Consider the following 16,629-nt stretch of genomic DNA (forward strand, 5'->3'; position numbering starts at 1 on the left):
ATTATCGTGATGTACTAATACGATTTATTAATACAAAGAAGCTGTCTTACACTGGTTGTGCTTTTATTAAGTCTGTAAAAAAAGTTACTTACTGCCCTACTGCCCTACTGCATCGCTGGGAAAAACACCAACACCAGATGCAACCAACCTGCCAAAAACCCAGTCAGTCCACCCAAGACGATAAGCGTCATCTCATCTTCCCGAAACGCCGGACGTAATAAGTTCTGAAACTCATTTGGCGATAATGCGCGAATACGATCTCGGAACAGCCCAAATATCTTACTGGCACGGCTTTCATTCAACTCAGGATCACGTAGTGGCACCATGGTCGCGACGATGGATTTATCAATAATAGTATTTTTTAACTGCCCATACTCACGGCGACCCAGCCCTACTCTTAACGTCGTACTAATGACCGGCGATTCTAACACTTTATATAAGTGCGACTTCATGAGCTCACGCGTTTGTGCAGCACGGTCACCATACATCATCTCATTCATGATGTTCTCAAGCGTCACCAAATCTTTTACCACAATCTCAGCGAAAACCTCAGAGACTTCCTCTTGACGCTTCATAAAGCCGCCCTGAAAACGATACTGGCCAATATGCGGCAGCTGCGGCCTAATGAACGGGAAGCGACTTTGTAGCGCAAAAAACTTCACATACGGTATAAAGTGCGGCTCTATTGGATTAAACACCATCCAAATGGCGATCCAGTTGGTGAGAAACCCCCAAATAGCGGCAAAGAAAGGTACGGTCCAATGCTGCGGCACCACCAAAAAAATGAACATTTGCACAATACCGAAAACCAATCCAATCAGCGCACTGATATGCCAAATAAAGTTAATCTCTTTTTGGCCTACCTTCAAAAACATATCGACCATTAAGCGCCGATCGTTTTCCATGGTATTAACAATCATTTTACGCATATCGACCAAGTCTTCGACATGATAAGTCAAATCCGTCACCAGCGACTGCATGATACTGGGCAACTCTTTGTGTGCTTGGGCGTAGACGCGACGCTTTAAGGCATAGGGCAAGTTGCCCCAGAGGGCTGGCGAATGGTCGAGCATAATCTCATCAATCAGTGGCTCAAGGTTTTTATCCACGGTATCAGTGATAAAAACTGCCATTTGATCCGGCTCCATCGCCTTAAAAAACTCATCAAGCGAACCGAGCTTAGAGAGCGTTTGATCTACAATTACCCCAGATATCTTGCCCGCTTTTCGCGGCACGATACCTTGCCAGCCGATACCCGGTAGGCCAAAAAACGGAAAGTTCGGAATACGAATACCCCAAAACTTAACAGGATAAAACAGCATTTTGAGCGCCATCCACACGTGTATCCAAGTGACGAATGCCGTCACGGGTGGGATGGTTAGCATGGCAAAAAACTCTGGGTGCTCAGCTATCGTTTGCCACAATGAAGTTGCGTCCATGACTTTGTTTGTCCCTGACATGATGATTGTCGTTGCTAATAAAATATGCTTAGCAAATTAAGAACGCTCAAAAGACGTTCCCCCAAAATAACTACTAATAACCAACCGGTTCAAGACCCTGTTAATTCGTTCAAGGTACCTTTAATTGGTTTAAAATATTTTTAATTGATTTAATATTTTTGAATATAAGACAGATAAGTGCAAGTCCTATCAATGCAAGTAATACTCTATAATAGCCTGCGCGACTCTGACAGCGCGTCAATGCTATATAGAATTGATGATATAAAATAAATCGCCTGATTTTAGCATACTTGCTATTCATTAGCACACGTCGACCCTAGCCAAGTTGTGACTAGAGATGACAAGTTCTGTTGCCTCACTGGTATTGTGAAAGTAATCGTAAAAGAATCATCCTCATAATCGTAAATATCTCAAACCCATTTATCTCAATCACTCATGATGCCAACGATAAAATAAATCGCAGAGTACTGCGCCCTCGCATTTGTTCTGTTATAATTTGTGATTAATTTGCAGCGAAATTCAACACACCAGTCATTGCAAGTTAATGATTGCGCATAGCACTGTATCTGATTGAAATCATTAATCTTATCCTTTATATTCATCGCGCTTAGACTGACTATCCCACCGTTTTATCCCGCTTCTGATGTTTCGCCGACCGCCTGAGTACTGATTTTATATGAATAAACCGCTAGCTTCCGACACCGAACAGGTCAACCGTATTTTTGCGCACCGGATCATTATCTTTGGGCTACTAATATTTTTGGGTCTGAGTGGTTTGCTACTACGCTATGGTTATTTGCAAGTCTATGCTCATGATAAATATACGACACAGGCAGACAACAATCGCATTAAGCTGATATCTGCACCGCCAAGCCGTGGTTATATTTATGATCGTAATGGGGTGATACTGGCGGACAATCAGCCTGTGTTTACGGCGATGCTCAGCCCTGATGAGGTCGAAAACCCAGAACGTACCTTAAATTTGCTCGCGCCCATCTTTGAGCTTACCGATAAAGACATCACGGATATTTTGGCACGTCTGAGTAAAAGTAAAAACGATCCAGTGACCATTAAAATCGATTTAACCGAAGCACAATTGGCGCAGTTCAGCGAGCGCAAGCCTTTCTTTCGCGGTGTTACTATCCAGAGCAAGTTGACACGCTCATACCCTTACGACGAGCTGTTCGCCCACGTCATTGGTTACGTCGGCCGTATCAACGACAAAGAAAGCAAGCGCATTGACAAAGATCGCTATGCGGGCACGGATCTCATTGGCAAAATCGGTATTGAAGATTTTTATGAAGATATTTTACTTGGACAACCGGGCTACCAATCGGTAGAGACAGACGCTCACGGCAATATTATTCGCCAACTAGACACCAAACCGCCGATTGCAGGTAATGATATTACCCTGAGCTTAGATTACGGTTTACAAACCGTCGCTCAGCAGCAGCTCGATGGTCGTCGCGGCGCTATTGTGGCGATAGACCCGCAAAACGGTGACGTACTGGCCTTTGTCAGTAATCCAAGCTATGACCCCAACCCTTTTATCTCTGGCATCTCGTTTAGAGACTATGGCTCACTACGGGACGATCTGGATCAGCCACTATATAATCGGGCATTACAGGGCACTTACCCGCCCGGCTCTACTATCAAGCCTTTTGAAGGTTTGGGCGGGATTCATTACGGTCTGCGTGATTGGGACACCACTATTTATGATCCTGGTTATTTCAGTCTGCCCGGAGATACCCACCGTTTTCGCGATTGGAAACGTGGTGGTCACCGCACAGTCGATCTCAAAAAGTCTATCGTGATGTCGGTTGATACCTACTATTATAAGCTGGCCTATGAGATGGGCATTCAGCGTCTGCATGATTGGATGGTACGTTTTGGCTTTGGCGAGGAGACTGGCATTGACTTGCCCAATGAAAAGTCAGGCATTATGCCATCGCCAAAATGGAAAAAAGACACGTACGATAAAGGCTGGCTACCGGGTGAGACGATCTCAGTCAGCATCGGTCAAGGGTATTTCTTAGCCACGCCGCTACAGATCGCCAATGCGACAGCGATGACTGCCAACAAGGGCTATCACATTACCCCGCATCTGCTGAAAAGCAGCGATGGGGCAGCAGAGGTCAAGGTCATCACCAAACCCGATGGCAAAATCGACTATAACGGCAAACCCTCTGATTGGCTACGCATGCATGATGCGATGGAAAGTGTGGTGAAAGGTGGCACGGGACGTGGTATCTATACGCCGCGCTATCGTATCGCGGGTAAGACTGGTACGGCACAGGTAAAATCCATCGCTCAAGGCAAACGTTATGATAAGTCTGCGATAGACAAGCGCCACTGGGATCATGCGTGGTTCAACGGTTTTGCGCCAGTAGAAGACCCACAAATCGCCCTTGCCGTGTTGGTCGAAAACGGTGGCGGTGGTAGTGCCGTGGCAGCACCTATTGGTCGCGCGCTATTTGACTATTGGGTATTACAACGCAAAAATGATCCTATCTTGCCACCAACAGCTGACCAACTAAAAGTCATCAAACGTCAAAAAGCTTTTGAAAAAGTCATGCGTGATGCCCTGCGCGACAAAGAAGCAGCGTTAGCAGAGCAGGCAGCCGCGCAAGCAGCACCCACGACAGCGAGCGAATAAAGACCCATAAAGAATAAGAACGGTGACCATGAAAAAAGTAGCAACATCGCATAGCACTAAGCGTAAAACGTCTCATCAAGCAAAATCGTCGGCTGCCGGTCAGGTACGTATTATCGGTGGACAGTTTAAACGGCGCAGCGTCAGCTTCATCGATGCCGAAGGTTTACGTCCGACCCCTGATCGCCTGCGGGAGACCCTATTTAATTGGTTACTTGCTGATATTCATGGTGCATACGTGCTCGACAGCTGTGCCGGTAGTGGCGTTTTAGGCTTTGAGGCACTGTCTCGTGGTGCGGCACACTGCACCTTTATCGAGATGAATCGAGCACAAAGCGACATGCTGCAGCAAAGCGCTGAGCAGTTGCGCCTCGACGCTGATACCTATCAGATTATCAATGGCACCGCAGAGCAAGTATTGATGCAAAGTCACCTTGTCTCGCGCCCTTTTGATATTGTCTTTATCGATCCGCCCTATGCTGAAGATTTGTGGCAGCCGATTTTAACGACGCTTATCAGCCAGTCGCTCATTAGCCCCACGACCCTTATTTATTTAGAGGCCGATAAAGACTTAGCAGCACAATTGAATCAGCTAGCGAATATATTCAATGAAACATCAATGATACAAGCGCCAATCAGCTTTGATTGCCTCAAACAAACCAAAGTAGGACAAGTTGTCGCTGGACTTTATCAGCTATCATCGTCATAATTGTTTGGTTAATAAAAACGATTAACAAACGTTACAAATGTTTAGAACCGCTAAAAAACTGGCCAACGCTGCAGTTTAATGTATATAAGGCGAAAATAAACCCCAATGCAGCTTGCAAGCGTAGGCGCTACTGCTTATAATGTGCAGTCTGTTTTTTGAGAGCCCCGTTCCCAGCTAAACTCTCAACGAATTCTAATTTTAAGGTTTTATCATGAAAACACTTAGTGCAAAACCAGCTGAAGTGACCCATGACTGGTATGTCGTAGATGCTGACGGCAAAACCCTTGGTCGCTTAGCCACTCAAATCGCTACTCGCTTACGTGGCAAGCATAAGCCGTCTTTTACGCCGCACGTTGACACTGGTGACTTTATTGTTGTCATCAATGCTGACAAAATCACGGTAACGGGTAAAAAAGCGCAAGATAAAAAATACTATCGTCACAGTGGCTATCCAGGTGGTATCAAAGAAACCAACTTCAGTAAACTGCTTGCACATAAGCCTGAAGATGTTCTACACAAAGCGGTTAAGGGTATGCTTCCAAAAGGTCCTCTTGGCTATGCGATGATCAAGAAGCTGAAACTATATGCGGGTACTGAACATCCACATGAAGCACAGCAACCTAAAGCACTAGACATCTAAGGATACACTTATGGAACGCAATTACGGAACTGGTCGCCGCAAAACTTCTACTGCTCGTGTCTTTTTAGCTAAAGGTACTGGTAGCATTGTTGTTAACGGCAAGCCACTTGATGAATATTTCAGCCGCGAAACCTCACGCATGGTTGTTCGTCAGCCTCTAGAATTACTTGACTCACCTACTGCTTATGATCTTTTCATTACGGTTAAAGGCGGCGGTATCAGTGGTCAAGCGGGCGCTATTCGCCACGGCATCACGCGTGCATTGATCGAGCTTGACGAAGCCAACAAACCTGCTCTAAAAGCAGCTGGTTTTGTGACTCGTGATTCACGTCAAGTTGAACGTAAGAAATTGGGCCTACGTAAAGCACGTAAACGTCCACAATTCTCGAAACGTTAATCAAAACTACTTCTTTGCTTTTTGTGGTTATCGTCTTTTTCTCAGAGTCGATTTAACCGTATTAAGCAAAAGAATAGATTTGCAAAACCCCATAAGCTGGTCACAGCTTATGGGGTTTTTTTATGCCCACTCATCTCTTTATTGACAAGCGATGTATGGCGTAAGCGGTTGCGTTGCACACCGCTCTTATTGCCGCACTTTGCGAAAATGTTGCTTGCAAAGCGCCTAACGCTACCCCATCATATTACCTATCTATTTATGATACGCCGTTATTTATAGCGCAGAAGGATATTATGAAAGCGCCCGAACAATACGATCCAAGCAAGTCATCAAAGACCGATATGCCAGCGCCAACTGCCGCGCAGCATGGGAAAGCAGCGAAGTCACCCGCTATTCCTATCGGCACGCCAACGATTACTCAAACCCATAAACGTACGGCACAAGCAGATAAAAAGCCTTTTCAATGGCAGTTTTTATTGCCTAAATATTGGGCGATTTGGCTACTACTGGTTATTTTTCTACCGATGATTTATCTGCCACTACGTTGGCAGTTTTGGCTTGGGCGTAAAGTAGGTATTTTAACCTATAAAGTAGCAGGATCGCGGCGACGTGATACGCTGATTAACTTAAGGCTGGCCTTTCCAGAGAAGCCAGAAGTCGAACGTGAGCTGATGGCTAAGCAAGTCTTTGTCAACCAAGGTATTGGTGTGTTCGAAACCTTATGTGCATGGTTCCGACCAAATGTCTTTACCCGCACCGTTTCTATCTCTGGATTACAGCATCTCGTTAATGCCCAAAACGAAGGTCGTCCAGTCATTCTACTAGGCGCTCACTATACCATGCTCGATTTGGGCGGCTTACTTTGTGCACAATTTTTCCCTGTAGACTGTATGTATCGCACGCAGAATAATCCATTACTTGATTGGTTTATTTATAATGGCCGCACCAATATATTCGGTACACAGATTTCTAGTCGAGACATGCGCAGTTTGGTCAACTCTATCAAAGCCGGACATGTTATCTGGTACTCTCCTGACCAAGATTATGGTCTTAAGCAAGGAGTAATGGCACCATTTTTTGGTGTGCCAGCAGCGACTATCACCGCTTCAAGACGCATGGCAAAGCTAGGTAGCAAAGACAAGCCACCTGCGGTCATGGCATTGCATACCTATCGGCAGACGCCTGATAATCTGCCGAGTGGCAAACGCCCGCATTATCATTTAACCATTACCCCAGCATTAGATCATTATCCCAGTAACGACGAGGTTGGTGATGCTAGCCGTGTCAATGAAATCTTAGAAGGGTTGATTCGTATTGATCCGACTCAGTGGATGTGGTTCCATCGCCGCTTCAAAAATGGGCCTGATGGTCGGACTGGTATTTATAAGTAGACTCCTATTCTTAAGAAAATTGCTGGGAAAATTTGCTATACTTTGCAGCTAATATTTTATCTTGTCATCAATACATAAATAACCACATAAATAGCGTTTCAATAACCACGCAATTATAATAATTCGATAAATAAAACCTTTATAAATAAATAACGGATTTTCCATGAATAATAACCGCACTTCTGATAATCAAACTTCTGACAGCCAAATCTCTGATAACTCGACACAAGCCAAACGCATTTTAACTGGCATTACCACTTCAGGCATTCCACACTTAGGCAACTATGTAGGCGCCATTCGCCCAGCGATTCAATCTATTCAGAACAGTAATGATGAAGCTTTTTTCTTTTTAGCCGATTATCATGGCATTATTAAATGCCATGACCCTGCTATTATTCATGAGTCTACTAAAGCGATTGCTGCAACTTGGATTGCCTGCGGTCTTGACCCTGAGCGTGTGACCTTTTATCGTCAATCAGATGTTCCCGAAATACCAGAATTGGCTTGGGTTTTAAATTGTTCATGTGCCAAGGGTTTAATGAATCGTGCTCATGCTTACAAAGCATCGGTAGATGCCAACATGAATAAAGAAGATGTTGATCCCGACCAAGGTATCACGATGGGTCTGTTTGGCTATCCGGTATTAATGGCTGCGGATATCTTAATGTTTAATGCTACTCACGTACCAGTAGGACGTGATCAAATTCAACATATTGAAATGGCGCGTGATATTGCGGGTACTTTTAATCATAAATATAAGCCGCTATTTACGCTACCCTCTGCGGTGGTCGATGATGAGATGCCGCTATTGACGGGTCTTGATGGACGTAAGATGAGTAAGAGCTATGGCAATACTATTCCGCTATTTGGTGAGCTAAATCCACAAGTTAGCGCTGAAAAGCAGATGCATAAAGCGATCATGAAAATTGTGACCAACTCACAATTGCCAGAAGAGCCAAAAGATCCTGACGATTCTGCTATTTTTGAGATTTATAAAGCCTTTGCCACACCTGCAGAAATTGCTGATATGCGTACGCAATTCGCTGCAGGTATAGGTTGGGGTGATGCCAAGCAAGCGCTGTTTGATAAAATCAACGATGAAATTGCGCCATTCCGCGCACGCTATGAAGAACTGATGGCTAATCCAAAAGAGTTGGAGGAAATCTTGCAAATGGGCGCTGCTAAAGCCCGTCGTCACAGCCAAAAACAGTTGGATAAAACGCGCCGTGCGATTGGTATCCGTCCGCTTGCTAAACTTAAATAAATTATCATTGATTACGATACTAGACTACCGACATGCAGAGTGAACGATTAATTGAGTCTAGCGTAGAAATTCATGATATGTCACTGCGTATCTATCAAACGCCAGTGCAGCATCTGCCAGAAGATCTCTATGTGCCGCCGCAAGCATTTGCCATTTGGCTCGAGCAATTTGCTGGGCCCTTAGATTTTTTGTTATATTTAGTCAAAAAAAATAACGTTGATCTGACCCAAATGCCAATATTGCCCATCACTGAGCAGTATTTGGCTTATATTAGTGAGTTGGACACCGAGCATTTTGAATTGGCCGGTGACTATCTTCTAATGGCGTCGACATTAATTGCAATCAAAACGGAGCTTTTGTTACCAAAGCCAGAAACCCCTACCGATGAGCGCGATCCAAAGGCTGAACTGATTGAGCGCCTTGAGGAATACGCCCAAATCAAAGCCGCCAGTCAGCGTTTGGACAGTCTTGTGCGTCTTGAACGCGATGTGTTTTTGGCGATGGCTAGTATGCCCAGTCAAGATATTATGAATGCCGAGCTGCCCAATTACTCGCCAAATCTGTTGATTGATAGCTTATTTAAAATGCAGTTACAGCCCGACTATCAGATGCATACCATTAAAGTCGATGCCGTTCCTCTTGCTGACCGTATCGCCAGTATTAGCCGTCAATTAAGTATGAATGGCGCGCGCTCGTTTTATGGGCTATTAGATAAAACTCAAGGCAAGATAGGTGTGGTGGTTAGCTTCGTTGCCGTGCTCGAGCTGATGAAACGCCAGCTAGTTGGTGTTATAAACGCTGATTTAGAGAGTCACCCTAACGATACTGCTACTGGTAATGAATCTGCTGAAGACAGCCACCTAGGGTCATTAACGTTACAGTGGTTGGCTTAATGGTTTTTAATAGAGAATATGTAAAATGACAGATACGCAGCATCTACATTTAGCAGAGATGAGCAAACATATTGAAGTGCTGCTGCATGCATCCGAAGCACCACTCACCGCTCATGATTTAAAGAAGCACTTGTCTGTGTCTAGCAAAGATCTCAAACAAGCTTTGGCATTATTACAGCAGCGCTTGGATACGGGTGTACTAAGCTTGCATGAGACGGCCAGTGGTTATCGCCTACAAATTGCGGATAGCTACAGTGGCTTGATTCAGCGTGTATTCCCGCAGCGTCAAGAGCGCCTTAGCCAAGCCTTACTTGAGACACTGAGTGTGATTGCTTATAAGCAGCCAGTGACCCGCAGTGACATCGAGCACGTGCGCGGTGTCACGCTATCGAGTAATATATTGCGTCAGCTGTTCGATAAAGGCTGGATTGAAGAGAAGGGTTATAAGGAAACCTTGGGTCGACCAGCATTGCTACATACCACGCCACAATTCTTAGATGCCTTTGGATTGAATCATTTAGATGAGTTACCACCGATGCCAGATATGGCAGCCATTAAAGCGCTCTCTTAGCCTCAAAGTACGCTCTTAAACAGCTTGCAATGAGAACTGTATACTATTTTTAAGACCATAAAAAAGGACAAACCTAATAGGCTTGTCCTTTTTTTGAAGCAAATTTTTAAACCAGTTTTTCTAAATCACTACAGTTAGATTAACAGTACTGATTGTTAATTATTGGTTAATAATATCAACGCCCTTTGGCGGGGTAAATTTAAACTGGCTGCTGCTGATGCTCGGGTTCAGTTTGATGCCACTAAACTTGATAGAGGTCGTTTGACCTAAGGTATCATTTAGCACCATCATGACTGGCTTACCACCACTAAAGCTCATTGATAAACTCTTAAAGCTGGCACTATCCGACTTTGGATAAAGCACATAGTAGTTTTTATTATCATACGGCTGGGTGATTTTAAAGTTTTTATCGATTTTGCTTGGATCACCTGATAATAAGAGTGCTGGGGTATTACCCACTTGGCTATCGACGTTTTGCTTAGTCGCTTGCTCTAAATCTTTGTCATAAACCCACATCGATCTGCCATTAGCAATGATTAGCTGCTGTGAAGGTGACTTTGTTTCCCAGCGAAAGTTGTTTGGACGCTGCACACTCATAGAGCCAGAAAACGTGCCACTATTAGCGCCTTTGGTTGTTTGGCTAAAGTTAGCCGTCATACTCTTGGTATTGGCTAACAGTGTATTTAAACGCTTAGCAGCCGTCAAGTTATCCGCAGGGGCAGCCGTCGCTGATTGTGTGAGTGCCATCATCGGCGCTGCGACACCAAGTGAGGTCATCAACACACCTGCTAAAGCACCGCTCCTCATTTTTTGTTTTAGGCTCGTGGTTTGTTTATTTAGTAAAGTCATTATTAATCCTCTCTCAAAATGCGTAATCGCTAAAAAATAAATGTTGTTATTAAAATTTTTGTTTTCAATACTGTTTAATAGCCTAGATAAAACCAGCCTTATTAAGCAATGCGCACAGTGTGCCAGTTTTTTCATTACGCGCCTAGTCATGATTTGCAATCATTACTACGCCTGCCATACGCGCTTGTAACCACCTCTGTTACACACTATATCAAGATATTTATATAAAACCTTATAGGGTCGATTGGTTCACAAGCTTAGACTTGCTCTGGCTTACAGACATAAAAAATCCTCTACTACCAAACGGTAATAGAGGATTTTTTAGTCATCAGATTGTTTTACTCGAAAAGAATAAAACAACCTAGATGGGCAATTATGCGCTTTCAACCATAACATAACGACGGTTGAATTTACCTTTGGTCGCAAACTTTACCACACCGTCATTCAGTGCAAATAAAGTATGGTCACGACCCATGCCAACGCCTTCGCCTGCGTGGAATTCTGTACCACGTTGACGAACGATGATGTTACCGGCAACGATGGCTTGACCGCCAAAGATTTTTACGCCGAGCATTTTTGGGTTTGAATCACGACCGTTACGGCTTGAACCGGCAGCTTTTTTATGTGCCATGAGAAAATCTCCTTGTTAATGTGACTTATCGCTAATGCGACAACTCTTAAGCATTTAGTGCGCTATTTAGCAGTAATTGCTAAGTGGATAATTAGGCATTAATCGCTTTGATTTTTAACAAGGTGTACCATTGGCGGTGACCTTGCTCTTTGTGATAATGCTTACGACGGTTGTGCTTGATGATACGGATTTTTTCGCCGCGACCATGTTCAACCACTTCTACTTCTACGCTAGCACCTTCAACGATAGGCTGACCGATTTTGACAGTTTCACCGTCAACAACCATCAACACATCTTCAAATTTGATTGTTTCGCCTTTTTCTGCTTTTAGTAATTCAACTTTTAAAAGCTCATCGACGACTACACGGTGCTGTTTACCACCAGTTTTGATTACTGCGTACATTGTCTGACTCCGTTTAACCCGTGTGCCGTGGATGATATTATACCAACGCTTTTACGACGAACACGACAGGGAAAAATTAAAGGCAAGATTTTACGGCTTTTTGCTCATAAAAGCAAGCCGCGCCTCTTGTTTTTGTAAGGTGATTACACTAAACCAGCGCTAATACTACTACATCTATTAATATAGAGGGAATGGCAGTGTGACTGATGGTTAAGTCGATCGAATCTGCCACTCAAGCAAAATGCTTACTAATAGTAATAAATACTGACTTACATCTAACAGCGGCCATTATAACGCATATAATCAGTTGCTTACAGTCTTTTATCAATCGCTTTTGCTTAAGCAGCCATTGTTGATAATGCCCCATAAAACTATTTATAATTCTTTTTTGTTTTTATCATTTTTATTTGGTACTTAGATTAACACATGAAGTGCAATACCAAATGTGAGGTGAAAAAAAGACCTAGATGCGCTAGCATCAAAGTCTTTATCCACCGACCAAAGTGAGATTGCAACCATGAACTATACGCATCTAAGCCTAGGGGAACGATACCAGATTTATGCCCTTATAGGGGCAGAACATAGTATTAATTTTATAGCGCGGGCGTTAAACAGAAGTCCCAGTACCATATTAAGAGAAATCAGACGCAATAAAAGCCTGCGCGGTTATCGAGTCAATAACGCTCATAAGAAAGCTTGTGCAAGACGATCAAACAATGCGCTCAGCATCATCGCTGACGTATGGGACTGGGTCACAGACAAGCTTAAAGAGAACTGGAGTCCCCAGCAAATAGCAGGTGTTCATGGTGGACTCAGTCATATGAGCATTTATCGCTATATATGGACAAACAAGCGTAAGGGCGGCAGGTTATGGCAGTGTCTCAGACGTAAAGCCAAGCCTTATCGGCAGCGTTTAACTGCTGAGACTCGTGGTCGTATCAATGACAGAGTCTCGATTCATGAGCGCCCTTGTATTGTTGAAGAACGTACGCGAATTGGTGACTGGGAAGCGGATACCGTTATCGGTCAGCATCACAAGCAAGCGATTGTCACGCTCGTTGAACGTAAAACGGGGCTGCTGAAGATGAAGCGTGTGGGTCATAAAACAGCACAGCAAGTATCAGAGGCAATGATAGAACTCTTAGCGCCAGTGAGGTTGCAGGTTAAGACCATTACCTCTGACAATGGTAAAGAGTTTGCTCAGCATAAAAAGGTGAAACAAAAGCTCTTTAGCTCTTTCTTCTTTGCCGATGCTTATGCGTCATGGCAGCGAGGAACCAACGAAAATACCAACGGCTTGATCAGAGAGTATCTGCCTAAAGGCTGTGACTTTAGACAAGTCTCTGATGATGAGATGCAGGACATTGAGAACAAACTAAATAACAGACCAAGAAAACGCTTAGGGTTTAAAACGCCTATGCAGGCGTTCTATAATATTAATTAGCGTTGCACTTGGTGTGTTAATCTAAGGTATTTAATAGAGAGATACAGGCAGTTTTAGAGTCGATGCTCTGCGTCATGTCTTACTTTATTCAACAATTGAGACGCCTAGCTATGCTATTATAAGCCAGACAATAACCCTAGGTAGGTAGCTATCCTAGCTATAGATTAGGGCTATTACCCACCCTTTTATTTTCATTAATATGACTATTTATTATGACCAGTACCCATTTAGATAACATCTCTCCTACTTCTCAATCTACGCTGACCTATGCTGATATCCAAAATATCGTGGCGGATGATTTTGAAATTATGGACAAGCAAGTATTCGGTAGTCTGAACTCAAAAGTCCAATTGGTGATGAGCGTCTCACAGCATGTGATTAATGCAGGTGGTAAGCGGATGCGCCCGTTGATTACCTTGTTATGTGCGCGCATGCTCAATGATGCACCATCACAGCAGGCCATGCATTTGGCAGCCATTACTGAGATGCTGCATACGGCAACTTTAGTGCATGACGATGTGATTGATGAGTCAGGGCAGCGCCGTGGTAAGCCAACGGCGAATGCCACTTGGGACAATGCCACAGCAGTACTGGTCGGTGACTATCTGATTGCCCGCGCCTTTAACTTGTTGGTTGGTTTTCAAAGCTTGCCACTACTGCAGGTATTCTCAGACGGGACTTGTGATATTGCCGAAGGTGAAGTATTGCAGCTGCAACATCAGCATAACCCTGCCGCGACTGAAACCGATTATCTCAATATTATCGATGGCAAAACCTCTCGTCTGTTTATGATGGCGACCCAAGGCGCAGCTATCTTGCAAGACAAAACAGAATATATGACCGCGCTGGGCGATTTTGGTCAGCACTTCGGTAATGCCTTCCAGATTATCGACGATGTACTCGATTACAGCGGTGATAGTGAGCTAATGGGTAAAAACTTGGGTGATGATTTAGCCGAAGGCAAACCGACCCTACCGACTATTAAAGCGCTTGAATTATTAAAAGACAGTGATAAAGCAGGCTATGAGCAATTACGTGTCGCTGTACAAACGGGCAAAACACCCAATGCAGAGCAGCTTATCGAATTGGTACGCACCTCTGGCTCATTAGACTATTGTAAGCTGCGCGCTTTGGAAGAAACGAAGCTGGCACAACAAGCGCTAAGTACCTTGCCTGACAATCGTTATCGCCAAGGGCTGCACCAATTAACAGAGCTTGCCAGCGCACGTTTATTATAGTCTGACTGCTAACATTTACGCTGTGCCCATATCTGTGTCTATAAAAGTCGTCTTCGATACAGGTTTTGGCTCATTTATTTAATGGTCACATTTAACGGTTGCTAAAATAAAGGTTTTGGTTGCACATGGGATTTTTGAGGTCAAACAGGTAGGAATAACCGTCTCATATGACTTTTATAACAAAAGTTAACATTTTTTGTCATCGAAGCCTCTAGATGACTTTTTCGGTTATTCGTTGGTGTGTCGCTTGTAACCACGGCACTTAGCACAGGATGTAAAAATAAAGCAACTGATTCTTTGGATAATCTCTATTCTAAAGTGCTTGACTGTGGGGTAAGCCCATTAGTTTATAATATGCGATTAAATTTACTAATCAACTTTGTGGTTTGTCTACATCTTTAACGCTAATAAATCTTGCCTCATAATTCAGAATGTAAACTTAGCGACGGGATGTTGTAGTCGTAATCTACTACTAAAATTGGTTCGATTGGAACTGATTCTATTAAAAGCGATATGTGCAAGATATGGTGGTGCACTTAGCTTCAAGACTACCCTGTCTTTACTACCTAAAGCATTCAATACATTAAGATTTATTTATACACTTTTTATACTGTCATTATTTATTTATATTGCCGAGGACATTGATGAAGCACTCTTATCTTGCGCTTGTAATAGCATCTGTACTATCTGGAGCTGTACTGGTTGGCTGTGACAAAAACGAGGACGCCGCTGGCGCTGATGCTGCCGCACAGCAGCAGATGCCGCCTGCCGTCGTCAACGTTCAAACCGTCACTTTCGATACCGTACCTCAAGTACAGACATTCTCTGGACGTACAGCGGCTTATCAAACCGCTGATGTTCGCCCACAGGTCAATGGCGTCATTGACGAAGTATTGTTCCGTGAAGGTGGTAACGTCAAAAAAGACCAACCGCTCTATCGTATCAATACTGATAACTATGCCACCTCTATCACCAGTGGTGAAGCAGCGGTCGCTCAGGCGCAAGCCAATTATCAGACATCGCTGGCCAATAATGCCAATGCCAAAGCTGAATTGGGCAGTCGCCAAGCGTCATTAGCTCAAGCGGTTAATGACTTCCAGCGCCTACAAGGGCTTGTGGAGATTGATGCTATCTCGAAGCAACAATACGATCAAGCACAAACGCAAGTCCGTACTGCACAAGCTGCATTAGACAGTGCACGAGCGACTGTCGGTCAAACGCAAGCAGGTATCGAAAGCGCAAAAGCGGGCATTCAAACCGCGAAAGCAGGTTTAGAGTCCAGTACCCTTGATCTGAACCGTACCATCGTACGGGCACCAATCTCAGGGCGCACAGAGCGCTCAAATGTGACGGCTGGTACTTTGGTTAGTGCCAGTCAAGCCAATCCGTTGGTGACTATCTCGCGCTTAGATCCTATCTATGTCGACATCAGTCAGTCTTCGTCTGAGCTGTTGAAATTGCGCCAGCAAATATCGGAAGGCAAAGCGCAGCCCGGTATGAACTCGGTTGAATTGGTACTAGAGGATGGCTCGGTCTATCCGGTACGCGGTAAGCTTGCACTATCTGAAGCAAAAGTGGATGAGTCAACTGGCGCGGTTACCTTACGTGCCATCTTCCCAAACAGCAACAACATCTTGCTGCCAGGTATGTATGTGACTGCCCGCTTGACCCAAAGTGTCATTACCAATGCGGCATTAGTCCCGCAAAGCGCAGTGACACGTACATCTAAGAGTGAGACGCAAGTCTATATCGTCGATGAAAACAACAAAATCCAAGTACGTCCAGTTACTATTAATGGTACTTACAACGGACAGTGGGTTGTCACTGACGGTCTAAAAGCAGGTGATAAAGTGGTGGTGATTGGCGGCTCAAAAGTCAAACCTGAACAAGAGGTAGTCGCTAAGCCACTCGAAAACGCCAATCCAGCACCATCTGCAAAAGGACAAGGCACGCCAAACGCCAAAACGCCTCAGCAAGCTGCAAAAACGGTGGATAAGCCAGCTGGTAACGAAACTTCTGCTAAGAAACCTACAGAAACCGCTGCTAACTAATTCCATTCAAAGATAGGAAGACTTAGGGATATACT

At 44.2% G+C, this 16,629-nt stretch carries 15 protein-coding genes; 11 read left to right on the forward strand and 4 right to left on the reverse strand.

Features of this window, described 5'->3' with window-relative positions:
• Positions 1-104 precede the first annotated feature (104 nt).
• Complete coding sequence (locus AAEY79_RS08790) at positions 105-1,439, reverse strand: membrane protein (protein ID WP_025652804.1); 1,335 nt, start codon at positions 1,437-1,439, stop codon at positions 105-107.
• Positions 1,440-2,136: 697 nt separating this feature from the next.
• On the opposite strand from AAEY79_RS08790, the gene mrdA reads away from it, so the two are divergent.
• From mrdA to scpB, 8 genes are all read left to right on the forward strand, one after another.
• The gene (gene mrdA / locus AAEY79_RS08795; RefSeq protein ID WP_352288048.1) at positions 2,137-4,116 is read left to right on the forward strand and encodes a penicillin-binding protein 2; all 1,980 of its coding nucleotides are present in this window, start codon (positions 2,137-2,139) and stop codon (positions 4,114-4,116) included.
• Positions 4,117-4,144: 28 nt separating this feature from the next.
• Positions 4,145-4,822, forward strand: a complete 678-nt coding sequence (rsmD, locus tag AAEY79_RS08800) for a 16S rRNA (guanine(966)-N(2))-methyltransferase RsmD (protein WP_101211445.1) — start codon at positions 4,145-4,147, stop codon at positions 4,820-4,822.
• Between the two features lie 211 nt (positions 4,823-5,033).
• Complete coding sequence (gene rplM / locus AAEY79_RS08805) at positions 5,034-5,462, forward strand: 50S ribosomal protein L13 (RefSeq protein ID WP_010199223.1); 429 nt, start codon at positions 5,034-5,036, stop codon at positions 5,460-5,462.
• A 10-nt stretch (positions 5,463-5,472) separates the two neighbouring features.
• Positions 5,473-5,859 carry a 30S ribosomal protein S9 gene (gene rpsI, locus AAEY79_RS08810; RefSeq protein ID WP_025652801.1) on the forward strand — a complete coding sequence of 129 codons (387 nt, stop codon included), beginning with the start codon at positions 5,473-5,475 and terminating at the stop codon, positions 5,857-5,859.
• Between the two features lie 293 nt (positions 5,860-6,152).
• Positions 6,153-7,250, forward strand: coding sequence for a lysophospholipid acyltransferase family protein (locus AAEY79_RS08815; RefSeq protein WP_037026150.1), 1,098 nt, complete (start codon positions 6,153-6,155; stop codon positions 7,248-7,250).
• 163 nt (positions 7,251-7,413) lie between these two features.
• Entirely contained in the window at positions 7,414-8,514 is a 1,101-nt protein-coding gene (gene trpS / locus AAEY79_RS08820; RefSeq protein ID WP_025652799.1) for a tryptophan--tRNA ligase, read from the forward strand.
• A 32-nt stretch (positions 8,515-8,546) separates the two neighbouring features.
• The gene (locus AAEY79_RS08825; RefSeq protein WP_025652798.1) at positions 8,547-9,407 is read left to right on the forward strand and encodes a ScpA family protein; all 861 of its coding nucleotides are present in this window, start codon (positions 8,547-8,549) and stop codon (positions 9,405-9,407) included.
• Between the two features lie 25 nt (positions 9,408-9,432).
• The gene (gene scpB, locus AAEY79_RS08830) at positions 9,433-9,978 is read left to right on the forward strand and encodes an SMC-Scp complex subunit ScpB (RefSeq protein WP_025652797.1); all 546 of its coding nucleotides are present in this window, start codon (positions 9,433-9,435) and stop codon (positions 9,976-9,978) included.
• A 159-nt stretch (positions 9,979-10,137) separates the two neighbouring features.
• Here the strand turns inward: scpB and lolA are convergent, their stop codons facing one another.
• The 3 genes from lolA to rplU all read right to left on the reverse strand — a co-directional run bounded on the left by lolA (position 10,138) and on the right by rplU (position 11,861).
• Positions 10,138-10,827: an outer membrane lipoprotein chaperone LolA gene (lolA, locus tag AAEY79_RS08835; RefSeq protein ID WP_025652796.1), complete on the reverse strand. Its 690-nt coding sequence runs from the start codon at positions 10,825-10,827 to the stop codon at positions 10,138-10,140.
• A 373-nt stretch (positions 10,828-11,200) separates the two neighbouring features.
• A complete protein-coding gene (gene rpmA / locus AAEY79_RS08840; protein WP_010199200.1) occupies positions 11,201-11,458 on the reverse strand; it encodes a 50S ribosomal protein L27 in 258 nt (85 codons plus the stop codon).
• A 91-nt stretch (positions 11,459-11,549) separates the two neighbouring features.
• Positions 11,550-11,861, reverse strand: a complete 312-nt coding sequence (gene rplU / locus AAEY79_RS08845; protein WP_025652795.1) for a 50S ribosomal protein L21 — start codon at positions 11,859-11,861, stop codon at positions 11,550-11,552.
• Between the two features lie 517 nt (positions 11,862-12,378).
• Here rplU and AAEY79_RS08850 point away from each other — a divergent pair.
• The 3 genes from AAEY79_RS08850 (at position 12,379) to AAEY79_RS08860 (ending at position 16,594) form a co-directional block, all read left to right on the forward strand.
• Positions 12,379-13,305 (forward strand): IS30 family transposase, encoded by a 927-nt coding sequence (locus AAEY79_RS08850; RefSeq protein ID WP_201584328.1) that lies wholly within the window; start codon positions 12,379-12,381, stop codon positions 13,303-13,305.
• A gap of 212 nt (positions 13,306-13,517) precedes the next feature.
• Positions 13,518-14,543, forward strand: a complete 1,026-nt coding sequence (locus tag AAEY79_RS08855; protein WP_025651759.1) for a polyprenyl synthetase family protein — start codon at positions 13,518-13,520, stop codon at positions 14,541-14,543.
• A 644-nt stretch (positions 14,544-15,187) separates the two neighbouring features.
• A complete protein-coding gene (locus AAEY79_RS08860; RefSeq protein WP_025651760.1) occupies positions 15,188-16,594 on the forward strand; it encodes an efflux RND transporter periplasmic adaptor subunit in 1,407 nt (468 codons plus the stop codon).
• Positions 16,595-16,629: the final 35 nt, after the last annotated feature.

The organism is Psychrobacter sp. GW64-MNA-CIBAN-0177, assembly GCF_040309585.1.
GTDB lineage: Bacteria > Pseudomonadota > Gammaproteobacteria > Pseudomonadales > Moraxellaceae > Psychrobacter > Psychrobacter okhotskensis.

Excerpts from the sequence above, each read along its gene's own strand:
- rplM (WP_010199223.1), top strand. The coding sequence starts at position 5,034 with ATGAAAACACTTAGTGCAAAACCAGCTGAAGTGACCCATGACTGGTAT.
- AAEY79_RS08850 (WP_201584328.1), top strand. The coding sequence starts at position 12,379 with ATGAACTATACGCATCTAAGCCTAGGGGAACGATACCAGATTTATGCC.
- scpB (WP_025652797.1), top strand. The coding sequence starts at position 9,433 with ATGACAGATACGCAGCATCTACATTTAGCAGAGATGAGCAAACATATT.
- AAEY79_RS08855 (WP_025651759.1), top strand. The coding sequence starts at position 13,518 with ATGACCAGTACCCATTTAGATAACATCTCTCCTACTTCTCAATCTACG.
- mrdA (WP_352288048.1), top strand. The coding sequence starts at position 2,137 with ATGAATAAACCGCTAGCTTCCGACACCGAACAGGTCAACCGTATTTTT.
- AAEY79_RS08825 (WP_025652798.1), top strand. The coding sequence starts at position 8,547 with ATGCAGAGTGAACGATTAATTGAGTCTAGCGTAGAAATTCATGATATG.
- AAEY79_RS08815 (WP_037026150.1), top strand. The coding sequence starts at position 6,153 with ATGAAAGCGCCCGAACAATACGATCCAAGCAAGTCATCAAAGACCGAT.
- rpmA (WP_010199200.1), bottom strand. The coding sequence starts at position 11,458 with ATGGCACATAAAAAAGCTGCCGGTTCAAGCCGTAACGGTCGTGATTCA.
- rplU (WP_025652795.1), bottom strand. The coding sequence starts at position 11,861 with ATGTACGCAGTAATCAAAACTGGTGGTAAACAGCACCGTGTAGTCGTC.
- rsmD (WP_101211445.1), top strand. The coding sequence starts at position 4,145 with ATGAAAAAAGTAGCAACATCGCATAGCACTAAGCGTAAAACGTCTCAT.
- rpsI (WP_025652801.1), top strand. The coding sequence starts at position 5,473 with ATGGAACGCAATTACGGAACTGGTCGCCGCAAAACTTCTACTGCTCGT.
- lolA (WP_025652796.1), bottom strand. The coding sequence starts at position 10,827 with ATGACTTTACTAAATAAACAAACCACGAGCCTAAAACAAAAAATGAGG.
- trpS (WP_025652799.1), top strand. The coding sequence starts at position 7,414 with ATGAATAATAACCGCACTTCTGATAATCAAACTTCTGACAGCCAAATC.
- AAEY79_RS08790 (WP_025652804.1), bottom strand. The coding sequence starts at position 1,439 with ATGGACGCAACTTCATTGTGGCAAACGATAGCTGAGCACCCAGAGTTT.
- AAEY79_RS08860 (WP_025651760.1), top strand. The coding sequence starts at position 15,188 with ATGAAGCACTCTTATCTTGCGCTTGTAATAGCATCTGTACTATCTGGA.